The organism is Bacillus sp. X1(2014) (genome assembly GCF_007678255.1).
This window is the reverse complement of record NZ_VEED01000002.1, coordinates 585171-601616: the sequence shown is the minus strand read 5'-3', so window position 1 is coordinate 601616 and position 16446 is coordinate 585171. Positions and strand designations below refer to the sequence as shown.

Annotated in this window: 13 protein-coding genes; 9 read left to right on the top strand and 4 right to left on the bottom strand. The window is 37.1% G+C overall.

What is annotated here, in order from left to right:
• Positions 1–52: 52 nt before the first annotated feature.
• Positions 53–1864: a V4R domain-containing protein gene (locus FS608_RS06845; RefSeq protein ID WP_144548486.1), complete on the bottom strand. Its 1812-nt coding sequence runs from the start codon at positions 1862–1864 to the stop codon at positions 53–55.
• 175 nt (positions 1865–2039) lie between these two features.
• Between FS608_RS06845 and FS608_RS06840 the strand changes: the two genes are divergently transcribed.
• Positions 2040–2882, top strand: a complete 843-nt coding sequence (locus FS608_RS06840; RefSeq protein ID WP_144548485.1) for a fumarylacetoacetate hydrolase family protein — start codon at positions 2040–2042, stop codon at positions 2880–2882.
• Positions 2883–3177: 295 nt separating this feature from the next.
• Here FS608_RS06840 and FS608_RS06835 read toward each other — a convergent pair whose 3' ends face one another.
• Entirely contained in the window at positions 3178–3945 is a 768-nt protein-coding gene (locus tag FS608_RS06835) for an IclR family transcriptional regulator (protein ID WP_144548484.1), read from the bottom strand.
• A 180-nt stretch (positions 3946–4125) separates the two neighbouring features.
• Between FS608_RS06835 and FS608_RS06830 the strand changes: the two genes are divergently transcribed.
• The 6 genes from FS608_RS06830 (at position 4126) to FS608_RS06805 (ending at position 10572) form a co-directional block, all read left to right on the top strand.
• On the top strand, positions 4126–4959 hold the full coding sequence (locus FS608_RS06830; protein ID WP_260871595.1) for a fumarylacetoacetate hydrolase family protein: 834 nt from the start codon (positions 4126–4128) through the stop codon (positions 4957–4959).
• A gap of 11 nt (positions 4960–4970) precedes the next feature.
• Positions 4971–6083 (top strand): cupin domain-containing protein, encoded by a 1113-nt coding sequence (locus FS608_RS06825; RefSeq protein ID WP_395947583.1) that lies wholly within the window; start codon positions 4971–4973, stop codon positions 6081–6083.
• A gap of 43 nt (positions 6084–6126) precedes the next feature.
• Positions 6127–7332: an FAD-dependent monooxygenase gene (locus tag FS608_RS06820; protein WP_144548482.1), complete on the top strand. Its 1206-nt coding sequence runs from the start codon at positions 6127–6129 to the stop codon at positions 7330–7332.
• 201 nt (positions 7333–7533) lie between these two features.
• Positions 7534–8760 (top strand): CaiB/BaiF CoA transferase family protein, encoded by a 1227-nt coding sequence (locus FS608_RS06815; RefSeq protein ID WP_144548481.1) that lies wholly within the window; start codon positions 7534–7536, stop codon positions 8758–8760.
• Positions 8761–8796: 36 nt separating this feature from the next.
• On the top strand, positions 8797–10071 hold the full coding sequence (locus FS608_RS06810) for a 3-isopropylmalate dehydratase large subunit (RefSeq protein WP_144548480.1): 1275 nt from the start codon (positions 8797–8799) through the stop codon (positions 10069–10071).
• On the top strand, positions 10072–10572 hold the full coding sequence (locus FS608_RS06805) for a LeuD/DmdB family oxidoreductase small subunit (RefSeq protein WP_186328634.1): 501 nt from the start codon (positions 10072–10074) through the stop codon (positions 10570–10572).
• Between the two features lie 272 nt (positions 10573–10844).
• Here the strand turns inward: FS608_RS06805 and FS608_RS06800 are convergent, their stop codons facing one another.
• Positions 10845–11723, bottom strand: a complete 879-nt coding sequence (locus FS608_RS06800) for a LysR family transcriptional regulator (RefSeq protein ID WP_144548479.1) — start codon at positions 11721–11723, stop codon at positions 10845–10847.
• A gap of 169 nt (positions 11724–11892) precedes the next feature.
• On the opposite strand from FS608_RS06800, the gene FS608_RS06795 reads away from it, so the two are divergent.
• Together FS608_RS06795 and FS608_RS06790 are read left to right on the top strand one after the other, a co-directional pair.
• Positions 11893–13689: a thiamine pyrophosphate-requiring protein gene (locus FS608_RS06795; RefSeq protein ID WP_144548478.1), complete on the top strand. Its 1797-nt coding sequence runs from the start codon at positions 11893–11895 to the stop codon at positions 13687–13689.
• Positions 13690–13844: 155 nt separating this feature from the next.
• Entirely contained in the window at positions 13845–15131 is a 1287-nt protein-coding gene (locus tag FS608_RS06790; protein WP_144548477.1) for an SLC13 family permease, read from the top strand.
• Between the two features lie 430 nt (positions 15132–15561).
• Here the strand turns inward: FS608_RS06790 and FS608_RS06785 are convergent, their stop codons facing one another.
• Complete coding sequence (locus FS608_RS06785; RefSeq protein ID WP_144548476.1) at positions 15562–16446, bottom strand: LysR family transcriptional regulator; 885 nt, start codon at positions 16444–16446, stop codon at positions 15562–15564.

Sequence of the window (16446 nt, the reverse complement as noted above, 5' to 3'; positions counted from 1 at the left end):
TTTGACTCTTGCTTTTTTTATGCTCCGGGCTCATATCAGTTTAACTTCTTCACTATTCCTCGAACTGCAATTCACCCAGCAGAATCAGTGCTTCGATCACTAATAAAAGATAGGCGGCAGTAGAGGCATTTTTTAAACTTTTTTCGATGATTGCCTCAATTTGCTTAATTCGATATTGAATACCGCCTATTGACAATGAAAGTTCTTCCATGGTTTCTTTTAATTTTTGTCCGTTCGATAAATATCTGTATAAGGTATAAAGTAGATCCTTTTTTCTTGGATCTTGATAATCATATAAGTCCTTTAACATATTCTTTGCCATTTCGTGAAGCTGGTTTATGCTCATGTTCGTCAAAAAGTCACCGAGGATTCCTAAATCTTCGTAACTCGTATACCTTTGCTTGTTTGGGAACTTCTGTGCAATCCTTGCTTCGTTCAAGGATCTTTCAAATTGGTCAAAATTGTTAAAAGTATTGCTAAGACCGATGGAATATTGATAGTTTTTATGGCGTTTTTCCATCAAATTTAGGATTATTGTAAGCTTCTCATTGAGCTCTTTCTTTTGTTCATGCTGAGCATTTAAAAAGACAATTTGTTCCCCCATAATCGCAAAGATGGAGGGAATAGTGTATTGGTTAAAAAGTCTTGAAAAATGTAACATCTGATCATAAAAATCTACTAATTGCTCATTTTTATGCTTCTTTGAAATGTTGATAACGGCCGTAGAAAACGGGGGTTGAAAGTTAAATGGAAAAAATTTAAAGTAAGGCTCTAAATCTTTGATGCTATCATACTGCTTGTGAATCAGTCGGTCCAAAATCGAATACTTCATTCGCACCTGTTCTTCAAATTGGGTGGTTTCGTTTAAAAGGCATAGAGCTGTAACAGTAGAAATGATTTCCAAATATAGGTGATCGTTCTTATCCTTATGATCAGGCGAGAAGTAATAAAAAGAGCAGGTACCATTTAGTTTTTTATTAATTAGCACAGGCGAAACTAATTTAGAATACAAACGTGTTTTATAATAGTTGGAGTTATGTATTTTTTCTTCGTAATGTAGCTTCTCTTTCTCTTGCTTAATCTGCTGTAATTGCTCTGTGGTAAACCCGATTTGCACGATCTGATTGCCATGCATATCTTCAATCAGAATAGGAATTAATAGAATTTCATATGCCGACTTCATGACCTCATCCAGGGAGTGTCTATTTGTAACCCCTTGGGTGAGTTTATTATGAAAGGTAGAAATTTTTTCTATGGTTTCTTTATGATGAAGTAATTCTTCATACGTCATTTCTAATTCCGATAATATTGTTCCGTCATGGTAATACTTAATCATCTCTTTTTTCTCTGAGAGCCAGTCCTCTTCCAAACGAATTTCAAATTCGCAATCAGGGTCCCCCTTGGCGACACATTTTGTTTCCAATGTAATAACAGATTTTCCAAATTCATACGAAAAGGCACCGCTTACAAAACCACTTAATGTATGACAAGTACATTCTGACGAAAGTCCATGGTGTTGCAGATGTAAGTTTGCTTCAAAAGAGTCGATCCATTTTCCAACCCCGTGGAAAGATTTTATGCTTCCATCAGGATGCCTGCTAACTCTCTCTTTGTAAATAATATCTTTTACATGACCATATGTAACATGTGTTCTTTTTCCGCGTGGTTGTATTTCTGAGAAAGGATTATTCTTTAAATATTCTTTTGCTGCCGCCTCTCCCATTTCTTTGCCAAAATGAAATAAAAATCCCTTCGTTTTATAAATTCCAATATTTTTAATTAGATTATTTCTTAATGTAAGGAAGGAATTCGGTGACATTAATATATTTCTTGAAGCATTTGCTTCAAAGGGGATGGTACTCAAAAAATCATACCTCCTATTTATTTGTTTATAATAAAAGATTTTAAACAAAATTTTCTAAAAATTCAATAAAACTTATTTATTTCTCTGACGAATTCCATAAAAAGTAGTATTAAAATTCAGACAATAAACATGCAACATAAAGGATATAGATATTAAAGTAAATGGGGGTAGGCACGTGAAAATTACATTATTTAATAACAATGTACTAGGTATTGTAAAAGATGAAGTGATTTATGACATTAGTAATCTTGTATCTTGGAGGTTTGACCAACCTCAAGAATCCCTTATCACATTCATGAGTCATTTTAGTGATTTAAAGTCTAAAATTGAAGATTCTTTACTTTTTGTTAAAAATTATCCTCTTAAAGATGTTGTTCTAAAAGCCCCTGTACCTAAGCCTGGAAAAATTGTTGCAGCTCCAGTGAATTATTACTTACATCAAGATGAAATGAATCAGCAGTTTAATAATGCAGAATACACAATTGAAAACCTTGGGTTCTTTTTAAAAGCGCCATCATCTATCATTGGGCCTAATGAAATGGTTAAACTTCCATTTCATAATCGAAGAACAGATCATGAAGCTGAGCTAGCTTTTGTTGTAGGAAAAAAAGCTAAAGATATCCCTGCATCCGAGGCACATAAGTATATTTTTGGTTATTTTGCTTTAATGGACATTACGGTTCGTGGTAAAGAAGATCGCCCGTGGAGAAAATCATTTGATACCTTTACACCAATTGGTCCTTGGATTGTTACTTCAGATGAGATTTCAAACCCCAATGAACTAGAAATTAAATTGTGGGTAAACGAAGAGTTGCGTCAATTTGCGAATACGAAAGATTTAATTTATGACTGTTTTAAATTCTTTGAAGCTGCCTCATCTGTGATGACACTCGAGCCTGGCGATATCATTACCACTGGCACACCAGAAGGAGTAGGCCCGATTGAAAAAGGAGATCATGTTCAAATTCATATTGAAAGAATTGGAGAATTTTCTGTAAGTGTTGATTACAAATCCTGATGGTGAAGTATACTACCTGGAATCACTTCATCCATACTTATCTTTGTAAAGATGGATAATATGTAGTCATTGGAGCAAATGGGGATGGAATATTCATAGGTTATTTGATTAGCTGCTCGTAATGAAGGGCAGCTTCTTTTTATATATGGTAATACATGAGTGTATGTGTTCCAAAACATACATTTCTTAAACTGAAACACTAAAGTTCCTACTGTGTTAGACTTTATAGCCTTCACATCAAAGAACAGTATTTTGTTATTGATGTGAAGGGAAAGGAATTTTATTAATCTCAAAGTTAATCGTTAAATTTGATTTTATGAGATATCTGTTTAACGGTTTCCGATAGCAATAACTTGAATTCGTCTAATTTTTCTTCCACTTGGAAGAGGGGACCCATCACCCCAACAGAAGCAACTACTTTATCGTCCACGCCAAAGATAGGAGCGGCAACCCCTGCAACACCTATAGTTGTAAGATTAATATCTATATAGAATTTATCTTTGCGAATACCTTCAAGTATTTGATACCATTCCTGTTTATCTGTAATTGTATAGGGGGTATGTGGAGGGATAGGTAAATTTAAGACACGGTCAATTTGGCTCTGTGGAGAAAAAGCCAATAATACAGGACCCAATAATCCAAAAGTAATAGGTCTCCTTCTACCAGTTGATGTAGAATATTTTAAACCTTGTGGATTTTCTTTGCTATAGACATATAGTATTTCATCTTCTATTTTCACAGCCATAATGACAGTTTGTTTTGATTTGTTTTGTAGCAAATTTAAATCTTCTTCAGCAACTTGCTGAATCTTGTAATTAGAAGACGCAAGTATACCAAATTCCACTAGTTGCAATCCTAGTTGGTAAGTAGCACTATTCTCGTTGAATTGAACAACGCCCCTTTTTTCTAAGCTACATAAAATTCGGTATACGGTAGAACTTGGTAACTTAGTTTTTTTTGAGATTTCATCTAAGGATAGTTGTGTGCAATCTAAATCAAATGTTTTTATAATTGCTATTGCTCTATCTAGTACACGAATAGACTCCATTTTAACCTCACGCATATGGACTCTCCTTAAATTGTTATATTGTTAATAGAAAATAATAACATATCCTTGAAAATTCATCAATTTATAGAAAACAAAAAAAATTCAGAAAATAACATTGACTATATAAAACAATTTTGATATCTTATTCCATAGAGAGAGATGGTCATCTCGCACAGTGAAAAAGGAGGAGTGCTAGTGAAGATTGCTTTATATAATAGTAATAAATTAGGGGTAGTAAAAGACAATTTCTTACATGATATAACTCATTTAGTTAATTGGAATGAAAACAAACCTCAAGAATCTCTTGTTACATTCATGAAAAACTTCGAAGAACTAAAACCTCTCATTAATACAAGTCAAACAAAAAGTTACCCTATTTCAGACATTGCTTTAAAAGCCCCGATACCAAAGCCTGGAAAAATTGTTGCTGCGCCAGTAAATTATTATCTACATCAAGATGAAATGAATGATCAATTCAATAATGCTGAATATACGATTGAAAAATTAGGCTTTTTTTTGAAATCGCCTTCATCAATTATTGGACCAAACGACATAGTAAAACTCCCATTCCGGGATAGAAGAACCGATCATGAATCCGAGTTAGCTTTTGTTGTGGGAAAACAAGCTAAAGATGTACCTCGTTCAGAAGCGCATAAATACATTTTTGGCTATTTTGCCTTAATGGACATTACCGTTCGTGGTAAAGAAGATCGTCCTTGGAGAAAATCATTTGATACCTTTACACCGATTGGACCGTGGATCGTCACTTCAGATGAAATCGGAAATCCCAACGAACTAGATATAAAATTATGGGTAAATAATGATATACGCCAATCTGCCAATACACGAGATCTTATTTATGATTGCTACAAATTCTTAGAAGCTGCCTCGTCTGTCATGACGTTAGAACCTGGTGATATTTTGACAACCGGTACCCCGGAAGGAGTAGGGCCTATTCTGAATGAAGATCAAGTGAGAATACAGATTGATAGAATTGGAGAGTTTTCTGTAAATGTTGAATACAAATAAAAAAGAGAGTGGTGGGAATCTTGATAGTAAATGAATCTTTAAAAGTATTTCATGAAAAGATGGATAAGGTTAATTTAGGTCCACTATGGGCATCTATTCACCAACTAAATACCATTGAACCAAAAGCAAAACCAATTCCGTATTTATGGAAAAGTGAATTAATCGAGAGTTATCTTCAAGAAGCGGAAGAATTATTAGAAGTAGGGTCTAGTGCAGAAAGGCGTGCAGTCTTTTTAATTAATCCGGGCATGAAGGACTTGGAGCCATTTGGATGGGGGGGAGCAACTCAAACTCTTTATGCGGCGGTTCAAGCTGTCAAGCCCGGGGAAATTGCGCCAGCTCATCGACATACAACAACAGCATTACGATTTATTATGAAAGGAAAAGGTGGGGAAGGTCGTGTGAATGGTGAAAAAATGGCTTTCGAACCAGGGGACTACCTGATTACTCCTTCTGGCACCTGGCATGACCATGCAAATAAAGGCAATGAAACGGTGTATTGGATGGATTGTCTAGATGTACCATTTACACAATTTATGAATGTTTGTTTTACGGAGTTTTCTCCTGATAAGCAACAAAAATTACTCGTACCTGATGATTATGGGTCCAAGCGATATTTGGGAGGAATGATTCGGCCAATTTCGGATCGAGTACCTAGTATTGCACCACTTGGTCGTTATAAATGGGACCTTACGAAAAAAGGAATTGAGGGAATGAGCGAATTTGAACCAGATCTTTATGACGGATATGCTATAGAATATATCAACCCATCTACAGGCAAGGACGCAAACAATCGAATAGGATCTAGAATGCAAATGCTTCCATTAGGATTTAGGGGAAAAGCTCATCGCCACGTTCATTCGAATGTTTATCATGTCTTTAAGGGTGAAGGCTACACTGTGATGAATGGGGAAAAATTTGAATGGAAAGAAGGAGACTTTTTTGCACTTCCATCATGGGTATGGCACGAGCATGTCAACACTTCAACAACAGAAGAAGCCTATCTTTTCTCTACAAATGACCTACCGATAATGGAAGCTTTTGACTTTGAGAGAATGGAAAATTTGGAGATAAATAACGGACATCAGGAAATTAAGAGTCTTTTTAAACCGTTATTACCATGATCGAATGGATGTAGAATAAATAGTATGAAATGGAGATGTATCTATGACAGTAAAGAACAATCGTTCCTTGTTAATTGTAGGCGGTGGAATTGGGGGGTTAGCAGTAGCAATAAGAGCCTCTCAGGAAGGAATGAATGTGACTGTTCTTGAACAAGCACAAGAATTTACTGAAGTGGGAGCAGGCATCCAATTAGGCCCCAATGCACTAGCAGTATTAGACAAGCTCGGTGTTTATACTAATCTGAAGAAACTATCCGTTTTTCCAAAACGAATTGTAATTAAAGATGCTATTTCGGCTGAAACGTTGACTATATTGGACTTAGGGCCAGCATTTATACAAAAATTTGGATATCCATATATTGTAGCCCATCGTTCGGATTTACTAAATGAATTGTTGAAGGCTTGTCAACAACAGTCCAATATCACATTAATGACTAAGAAAAAAGTCGTTTCGATTGATAGTGATGAGGAAAGTGCAAGTATCATTTGTCAGGATGGAACATCTTATTATGCTGATGTAGTGATAGGTGCGGATGGTATCAAGTCAAATGTAAGGAAATTTATTATAGATGATGAGCCTGTAAGTGATCATTTTGTTGCTTATCGTGGAACTGTTCCTATAGAAAAGGTGGCGGATTTTATCAATTTAGATGAACTTTACCTTTGGATAGGGCCAGACTTACATTTTGTGCAATATCCAGTTAGAGCAACGGAACTATTAAATCAAGTAGCAGTTTTTAAAAGTAAAAAATATAAAGCAGATTCTGATAACTGGGGAACAGTTGCGGAACTAGAAGAAGCTTATGTACCATGCTGTGAACAAATTAAGAGAGGATTAAGCTATATAAATAAAAATATGAGGTGGGCCATGTATGATCGGGAACCGATTCCGACATGGACAAAAAATAGGGTTACGTTGTTAGGGGATGCGGCTCATCCAATGTACCAATATTTGGCTCAGGGAGCATGTCAAGCATTGGAAGATGCAGATAGAATGATTGAACACGTGGTCAATCAGCCTAACGATATAGACCTCGCACTGTCTCAATACGAAGCAGAGCGAACAGAGAGGACGTCTAAAGTACAACGAGGAGCCCGCCTGTTTGGAAAAATGAAGCATGCGAGTGATCCCGCCACCTTAATTTTACGAAATAAGGTATTTCGTGATCGGAAGTATGATGATTACAGTGCAGTGGATTGGATATACGGACATGCCCTTAAATATCAAAGTAAAATTAGAAATAGTTAATAGTCAAACAGATGATTATTAAAAATATTTAACTTTTCAATGTATAATAGCCATTTTCATTGAAAAGTTCTTTTTTTTCATGAATTAACTGAAAATTCAGGAGGTTGAGCATGAGAAAATTTCACCCTTTCTTACTATGGGAATACCGAATTTAATGAAATAAATGGAATTAAACAAAACATAGAAATAAGGAGGTTCATAATGAAGCCAAAAGCATTAGAAGGATTAAGGGTGTTAGAATTAGGACAATTAATCGCTGGACCATCTGCGGGACGTCTTTTTGCTGAATTTGGGGCTGAAGTCCTTAAGATAGAAAATCCTAAGGAAGGTGATGCACTTAGAAAATGGAGAATTATTGAAAATGGAACGAGTTTATGGTGGTATGTTCAAGGGAGAAACAAGAAGTCAGTTTCAATAGACCTTAGGGAACCAGAAGGGCAAGAAATCATCCGTAAACTAGCTAGTGAGATTGATATTATTATAGAAAATTTCCGTCCTGGTACGTTGGAAAAGTGGGGAATCGGATATGAAGATTTAAAAAGTATTAACCCAAAAATCATTATGATCCGGATAAGTGGGTATGGCCAAGATGGTCCCTACAAAGATAAACCTGGATTTGGTTCTATAGGAGAAGCAATGGGCGGATTACGGTATTTAACAGGTGATCCCGATCGACCACCAACGAGAGTAGGGGTAAGTATTGGGGATTCGATTTCATCACTATATGCAGTGATTGGAGCCATGATGGCAGTATACCATCGTGATGTAAAGGGGACTGGGATTGGACAATTTGTTGACGTAGCTCTGTATGAATCCGTCTTTAGTGTTATGGAAAGTATGCTGCCTGAGTATGATCGGGCGGGCGTCATTCGAGAACGTTCAGGAAGTAGATTGCCTGGAATCACACCTTCTAATACGTATCTCTGTAAAGATGGAAAATACGTGGTCATCGGGGCAAATGGGGATGGAATTTTTAAACGGTTAATGCAGACAATCGGACAGCCTGAGTTGGCTGAAGACTCACGTTATCAGAATAACGCGTTAAGGTCAGATCATGCAGATTTCCTCGATTCAACTATTGAAGAATGGACTAAAAGCATGGAACTTGAAAAAGTATTAAGTATTTTGGATGAAGCAAAAGTTCCTGCAGGTTCGATTTATTCCATTGAAGATATTGTCAATGATCCTCATTATCATGCAAGAGGAATGATTCGTGAGGTTGAAGTGGAAGAAATAGGGACATTAAAGGTTCCTGGAATTGTACCTAAGTTAAGTGAAACCCCTGGAACGATTGATTGGGTTGGACCTAAGGTTGGTCAGCATAATGAAGAGGTACTCACCAAAATATTGGGGAGAGACGAATATAAAGATTTAACAAGCAAGGGCATCATTGGAAACGTTGAAGAGAAATCATCGATAAAGAATTAAGAAAATACAATCAAATATTCAGGGGGGTTATATAAAATGGGTATGACAATGTCAGAAAAAATCCTGGCTAAAGCATCCGGTCAGTCAAAAGTGAAGGCTGGGGAAATCGTTACGGTGAAAGCAGATGTTGCCATGATGCACGATTTATTAGGTCCATGGCTAGTTGATAAGGGTTTTCGTCGATTAGGGGGTCAATTATTTGATAAGGAAAAAGTCATCGTCGTTTCCGATCACTGTACACCCCCAGCGACGATTCAGCAAGCAAATATTTTAAAAATGACAAGAGACTGGTCACGAGAACATGATCTCCCCTATTACTATGAATTCGAAGGACCTTGTCACCAGGTGATTATTGAGCATGGTCATGTTCGTCCGGGGAGACTGATTCTTGGAACTGATTCACATACTTGTATGGCAGGTGGATTAGGAGCGTTTGCCACAGGGATTGGTTCTACAGAAATGATTGGAGTTCTTGTCACAGGTGAGACTTGGCTGAAAGTTCCAGAAACGATTAAAGTTGTGTGGGATGGGAAACTGCCTGACGGTGTCTCGTCAAAGGATATTGTTCTGAAAACAATCAAAGATATTGGGCACGCAGGTGCAACCTATCAAGCCCTTGAATTTTCTGGAAATACAATCAATGAGCTATCGATCGACGAAAGATTGGTTCTATCAAATATGGCGGTAGAAGCAGGGGCGAAAACTGGCCTGATTGAACCAGATGAAAAAGTAGTAGAATTCTTGAAATCAAAAGGAGTAACCGATCCAATCGATATGATTACATCTGACCCTGATGCTACATATATTCGGACCTTGCATTATGATGCTTCTGAATTAGTGCCTCAAGTCGCATGTCCACACAATGTTGATAATGTTCATCCTGTTTCATCAGTAGAAGGGACCCAGGTACACCAAGTCTATTTAGGATCATGTACAAATGGGCGGTTAGAGGATCTTCGAATCGCGGCAAATATCTTAAAAGGTAATAAAGTCTCTAAAAATATTCGCTGCTTAGTTGTACCTGCCTCTCAGTATGTATGGATGCAAGCGAGTAAAGAAGGAATACTTGATATTTTGACTGAAGCAGGTTGTATTGTCAATATGCCTTCTTGTGGCGCATGTGGTGGTTTTACAAGTGGCGTTCTAGGTGAAGGTGAAGTGGTAATGTCATCTTCAAATAGAAATTTTAAAGGTCGAATGGGTAGTCCGAAGAGTGAAGTTTATTTAGGATCTCCAGCTACGGTAGCAGCAACTGCCATCGAAGGTAAAATTGCAGATCCACGTAAGTATCTGTTTAAGGGGGTTATGTAAATGTCCGCTATTATTAAAGGTAGGGTTTGGAAATATGGAGACAACATTAACACTGATATAATTTCTCCAGGACAATATATAGGTCAACCAATTGAACTACAAGCTGAACATGCAATGGAAGCAATTGATACGGAATTTTATAAGAAAATTCGACCAGGTGATATTTTAGTAGCCGGAAACAACTTTGGCTCAGGATCTAGTCGTGAAACAGCACCAAGAATCTTAAAACATCTTGGGATTAGTGCGATTATTGCCAATTCATTTGCTAGAATATTCTATCGTAATGCCATGAATCTCGGTCTTCCTGTCCTAGATATGACTAATACTTCAAATATTCAAGAGGGAGATATCATTGAAATTAATTTAGTGGCCGGAAAGATCTTTAATCATACACAAGGAACTGAATATAAAGGGACAAAATTACCCGAGCATTTAATTGAAATGGTGGAAATCGGAGGGTTAGAACCCTTTCTGGCAAAAAAATTAAATATAACTCTATAGTTCTTCTATAGGAAGGTGGGTAACTCATTTGCAATTGCCATAAAAACTTGACGCTCATTAATTGGTTAATGTCTTTTAGACACCAATTAATGAGCGTTTTTATTCTAATTGCGTTATGAAGCGGCTCACGGCCTAAAATTCCTCCAATAACTCTTTCCTAGTGCCAATCCTCAGGGTGCCTGCAGACTTTCTCCTCGTAAATAATATCCTCTACATGACCATACAAAACATGTGTTCTTTTTCCTCGTGATTGTTGTTGTTTTAAGGAAGGATTATTCTCTATAAGTCTCAATCAAATGTTTGATAAACGTGTTCGTGGTTGTGTCCATAAAAGCATTTTTTCGATAAACGATTCCAACCGTTTTTTTGGGGGTGGGGTCAACGATTGGTATTTGTTTTATCTTTTTAGAATGGTAAAAGCTTTTTAAGTAGGATGTAGGCATGATGCTAGCTACCTTATTTAAACTTACCATTTGCTGCAGTGCATCAAGAGTAGTAAGTTCAATGATTGGACGTAGTGCGAAACCATTACTCTGACAAATTTCATCGATGAATTGACGGATAAAAAATTTTTTCGGCAAACAAACCAACGGAATTTCTGGCAATTCTTGAAATTTCACCTGTGACTGTTCTGCCAGTTCATGAGTATCAGAGACGATTAAACAAAGTTCCTCGGTAAATAGGGGAACACTTTCTAGTTGGTCGGGTTGTGTATCTAAGAATATGACGCCAATGTCTATTTGATGATGCATCAGTCCCAGAATTGCCTCTTCCGTTGTAAGATCTTGAATCGACAACTCTATGTCTGGATATTTACTATTAAAAGTAATCATGGAAGATGTAAGTAAATGGTTGCCTGAACACCCAATCGTTAATTTTCCACGTTGCAGTCCTCTGATTTCTTTGATTTTAATGTCGAGCTGATCCAATTCATAGAATATTCTCTCACTGTGTTCCAATAGGCATTTTCCTGATTGTGTGATGAAAACCTTTTTCCCTACTCTTTCAAAAAGCGGAGTGCCAAGTCGATCTTCTAACAGTTTAATTTGGTGGCTTAAGGTAGGTTGACTGATTCTTAATTTTTCAGCAGCCTTTGTAAAATGTAAACTTTCACATACTGCCATAAAGTATTCCAGAAGTCGTATCTCCATAAATTCGCCTTTCTTCCATAGATACCATCTATGGAAATTATAAATATATTAGTATTGATAAATAGTTAGCTGCTATATATATTTATACTATAGTAATTTGAATAATACAAATTTATAAAATATTCAAACGTGATAAACAAATTTTGCAATAGGAGAGGGGAAATTTGTTATGGTATTACAAATAGATTCATCGCTTTTGGTTAATCAGGAAATAAAAGAAAAAGAATATCGGAGTAAATATACAGGGGCTAGTGCATTAGTAGAAGCTTTAGAAGAAGCTGGTGTTTCCTATATCTTCGCCAATTTAGGAAGTGATCACCCAGCAATTATCGAGAGCTGGGCCCAAGCAAAAGTAGATAATATGGAAATGCCAGAAATAATCGTATGCCCCCATGAGTTTGTCGCATTGAGTGCTGCCCATGGATATGCTCAGGTAAGCGGAAAGCCCCAAGCTGTGTTTGTTCACGTGGAGTGTGGAACTCAAAACTTGGGTGGAGCGATTCATAATGCAGCGGTAGGGAAAATCCCAGTACTGGTTTTTGCAGGTGCCTCACCATATACTCAGGAAGGAGAAATGGTTGGAAGCCGGAATGAATTTATCCATTGGTTACAAGATGTATCGGATCAGCGTGGGATTGTCCGTGAATATATGAAATACAACAATGAAATTAAAACAGGTAAAAATGCGAAGCAGATGGTTCATCGGGCATTGCAAATTGCCCAAAGTGAACCACAAGGGCCAGTTTACCTAATGGCTGCCAGAGAAGTATTGGAAGAAGAGGTTAGACCTGTTTCGATAGATACAACAAGATGGGGTCCGGTTTCGCCTAGTGCTGTCCATCCCCAAAAAATTGAAGAAATCGGTAAGGCCCTGCTTCAAGCAAAAAAACCGCTGATTGTTACTTCATTCTTAGGACGTAACAAGGAGGCGGTAAGAAAATTAGTCAGCCTCAGTGACAAGTTAGCCATTCCGGTTATTGAATCTGCGCCGAATTATCTGAACTTCCCGGCTGATCATCCGATGCATGTGGGATATCAATGGAATACGCCGAAACAAAATGACATCCTGGCAGAAGCAGACCTGATATTAATTTTAGATAGTGATGTGCCTTGGATTCCGTTAATCAATATGCCATCGAAGGATTGTAAAATCTATTACATTGATGTTGATCCTTTAAAAGAACGTACACCCCTTTGGTATATTCCGTCCAAGAGCTTTATTAAAGCGGATTCATTAACAGCACTTCAACAATTGAATGTATGGTTGGAGCAAGAAAAGATTGACGAAGAAACGGTAAACAGACGGTATCACGAAATTTCACAAATCCATAATAAACAAAGAAATGAATGGAGAAATCAAGAAGAGCTAAATGATCCTGACACGATAACACCAGCCTATTTGCTTGCTTGCCTGCGTGAATCGATTGATGAAGATACTATAGTATTAAATGAAGCCATTACGAATTATGAAAATGTATGTAAACATTTAGGCCGCAACAAACCAGGTACTTATTATGCAAGCGGTGCCAGTGCTTTAGGCTGGAACGGGGGAGCTGCGATTGGGGCAAAATTGGCTGCACCAGATAAGACTGTTATCAGCCTCACCGGCGACGGCACCTACATGTTTAGTAATCCAACACCCGTCCATTGGATGTCTAGAAAATACAATGCTCCATTCTTAACGGTCATCTTCAATAATAGAGGATGGGGAGCACCTAGAATGTCGACTCTTGGAGTTCATCCAAACGGAATTGCCAATCAAACCGATCAGTTCTGGGTCAATTTTGATAAACCGGCAGACTATGCAAAGGTAGCAGAGGCAGCAGGTGGAGCCTATCCAATAAAGGTTGAAAAACCCTCAGAAGTAAAAGAAGCATTGCGTCATGGATTAGATGTTGTGAAAAGAATGGGTAAATCCGTCGTCTTAGATATACGTGTTCCAGAGGTATCACAGCAAAAAATGTAACCCGTATTATTAACAATAAGGCTGTGTTAAAGTTTTGAATGTAGCTTAGCTCGGCTTGTTTATATGTTCTGAAGATTCAGAGGCTGTGATAAAAAAGGCTAGTTCTGCATTCGAGATAATAAGAATCAAATACCTTTTTTATGTAGGAGGTTTTTATGAGTATAGAGATTATCTCAATTATTTTCCTAGTTGTTATGTTTATTATCGGAGCAGTATTCTCGATAAATATCGGGATATTAGGATTTGTATTGTCATTTCTAATAATGGCTTTTAGCGGTCAGATTACTTTGGATGATATCTACAGCAGTTTTCCAGCTGATCTATTTATTCTGCTTGCGGGAGTCACCTATCTTTTTGCGATCGTTCAAAATAATGGTACGGTAGATTTAATTACCGGTTGGGGCCTCCGGTTACTAAAAGGAAAAATTGGATTAATTCCTTGGGTTCTGTTTTTACTGGCCACTGTATTAACGAGTATTGGGACTTCAGTAATACCGGTTTGTGCTGTCCTCGCGCCGATTGGTTTACGATTAGCATTTCAGTACAAAATAAACCCAATGCTCATGGTGATTGTGATTCAGTCCGGCGTAGTTGCAGGGAGTTTTTCTCCATTAAACATTTTTGGTATTATCGTAAACGATGCGATGGCTTCTAAAGAGATTCTTTTTTCGCCTGGTATGTTGTATATAAATATCCTTCTCTTTAATTTATTTATAGCTATTCTAGGGTATATCTTATTAGGAGGAATACGTTTACTAAGGAACTCGCAAAATGCACAGGCTTTAGTAGCAGCTGCAGAAGAGGTACCATCTAAATTTGAATCAAGTGCAGAAAATAGAATGACTTTTTATCGAGGAGTTACGCTTGCAGGTTTAGTTTTACTTATTATATTAGTAATGGGTTTTCAGCTTAATATGGGGTTTGTGGCTCTAACGTTGGGAGCAGTAATAGCTCTTATGGATTCAAAAAATCAAGCTGACGTGCTTAAAAAAATGCCATGGCCAACCCTTCTTTTGGTGTCAGGAATCGTAACTTACATAGGTGTACTTGAACAAGTTGGAACTATTCAATATGTAACCGCGTTGATTCAAGAAGTAGGCAACCCGTACCTTACCTCTCTAGTAACAACATATATTGGCGGAGTTACCTCGGCTTTTGCGTCTACAACAGGGTTATTGGGTGTTATTATTCCTATGGCTGCTCCAATTTTGACTGACCCAGCTGTTTCTTCTATAGGTGTAGTAACAGCAATAGCTCTTGCATCGAGTCTTGTTGACTTAAGTCCATTCACGACAGGTGGAGCTTTATATCTTGCCAATGTCCAAGGAGTGCCAGAACGTGTATTCTTCATGAAACTCCTAACTGTTGGTGGACTCTTTATTGTATTAAGTCCTATAGTAGCATGGTTAATTTTTGTTGTATTAGGAAGCGCTATTTTATAAGAAAAATAGAAAAGATCATTATCGAAAATTCGAAAATCCAATACTAACAATACTGGCAATTTATGTTATTGATCAAATAAGACTATATTTAAATTTTGAAGCATTTATTACAGAAAAAGTCCTTTTTATAATATTGTATGAAAAGGACTTTCAGACTGTCGACAAATCCGAAAGACTTGGGTTTGCCGGCAGTTTTTTTTATGTCTTTGTTAATTATACGGACATAAGGGTACAGGAAATATGGAACGGTTAAAAAGGGATACTAACGGTAGGCTTTACATAATAGGTTCTTCCTATATTCGGGAAACTACTACAAATAATGGAGCTCTAGATATAAATAGAGCTAGGAATTGTTGATCATTCCTAGCTCATTTAGCGGCAGGTTCATGGGCATAAGGCTGATGCCATTCAAAGCATTTGATCCGGTAAGTTACCCATTATGTTTGTAAGTCTCTATTAAATGTTTGATAAACGTGTTCGTGGTTTTATCCATAAAAGCATTTTTTCGATAAACGATTCCAACCGATTTTTGGGGGGTGGGGTCAACGATTGGTATTTGTTTGATTTTTTTAGATTTGTAGAAGCTTTTCAGGTATGACTTAGGCATGATGCTAGCTACCTTATTTATACTTACCATTTGCTGCAGTGCATCAAGAGTACTAAGTTCAATGATTGGACGTAGTGTGAAACCATTATTTTGACAAATCTCATCGATGAATTGACGTATTAAAAACTTTTTCGGCAAAAAAACCATTGGAATTCCTTGTAGTTCCTGAAATTTTACCATTGATCGTCCGACCAGTTCATGAGTATCAGAGACAATTAAAAAAAGTTCCTCGGTAAAAAGGGATACACTCTCAAGTTGTTCGGGTTGTGTATCCAAAAAAATGACGCCAATGTCTAATTGATGATTCAAAAGGCCCAGAACTGCCTCTTCTGTTGTTATTTCTTGGATGGATAACTCTATTTCTGGATATTGACTATTAAAGGGAATAATGGAGGATGTAAGTAAATGGTTGCCCGAACACCCAATCGTTAATTTTCCACGTTGCAGACCCCTGATTTCTTTGATTTTAATATCGATCTGATCCAATTCAATGAATATTTTTTCACTGTGTTCCAATAAAATTTTTCCTGCCTGTGTGATGAAAACCTTTTTCCCTACTCTCTCAAAAAGCGGGGTGCCAAGTCTATCTTCTAACAGTTTTATTTGGTGGCTTAAGGTAGGTTGGCTGATTCTTAATTGTTCAGCAGCTTTTGTAAAATGTAAGTTCTTACATACTGCCATAAAGTATTCCAGAAGTCGTATCTCCAT

What these genes read in the sequence shown, in the direction of transcription:
- FS608_RS06835 (WP_144548484.1), bottom strand. Translation starts at nt 3,945, where the DNA reads ATGCGTGAGGTTAAAATGGAGTCTATTCGTGTACTAGATAGAGCAATA.
- FS608_RS06820 (WP_144548482.1), top strand. Translation starts at nt 6,127, where the DNA reads ATGACAGTAAAGAACAATCGTTCCTTGTTAATTGTAGGCGGTGGAATT.
- FS608_RS06815 (WP_144548481.1), top strand. Translation starts at nt 7,534, where the DNA reads ATGAAGCCAAAAGCATTAGAAGGATTAAGGGTGTTAGAATTAGGACAA.
- FS608_RS06810 (WP_144548480.1), top strand. Translation starts at nt 8,797, where the DNA reads ATGGGTATGACAATGTCAGAAAAAATCCTGGCTAAAGCATCCGGTCAG.
- FS608_RS06805 (WP_186328634.1), top strand. Translation starts at nt 10,072, where the DNA reads ATGTCCGCTATTATTAAAGGTAGGGTTTGGAAATATGGAGACAACATT.
- FS608_RS06800 (WP_144548479.1), bottom strand. Translation starts at nt 11,723, where the DNA reads ATGGAGATACGACTTCTGGAATACTTTATGGCAGTATGTGAAAGTTTA.
- FS608_RS06795 (WP_144548478.1), top strand. Translation starts at nt 11,893, where the DNA reads ATGGTATTACAAATAGATTCATCGCTTTTGGTTAATCAGGAAATAAAA.
- FS608_RS06790 (WP_144548477.1), top strand. Translation starts at nt 13,845, where the DNA reads ATGAGTATAGAGATTATCTCAATTATTTTCCTAGTTGTTATGTTTATT.
- FS608_RS06785 (WP_144548476.1), bottom strand. Translation starts at nt 16,446, where the DNA reads ATGGAGATACGACTTCTGGAATACTTTATGGCAGTATGTAAGAACTTA.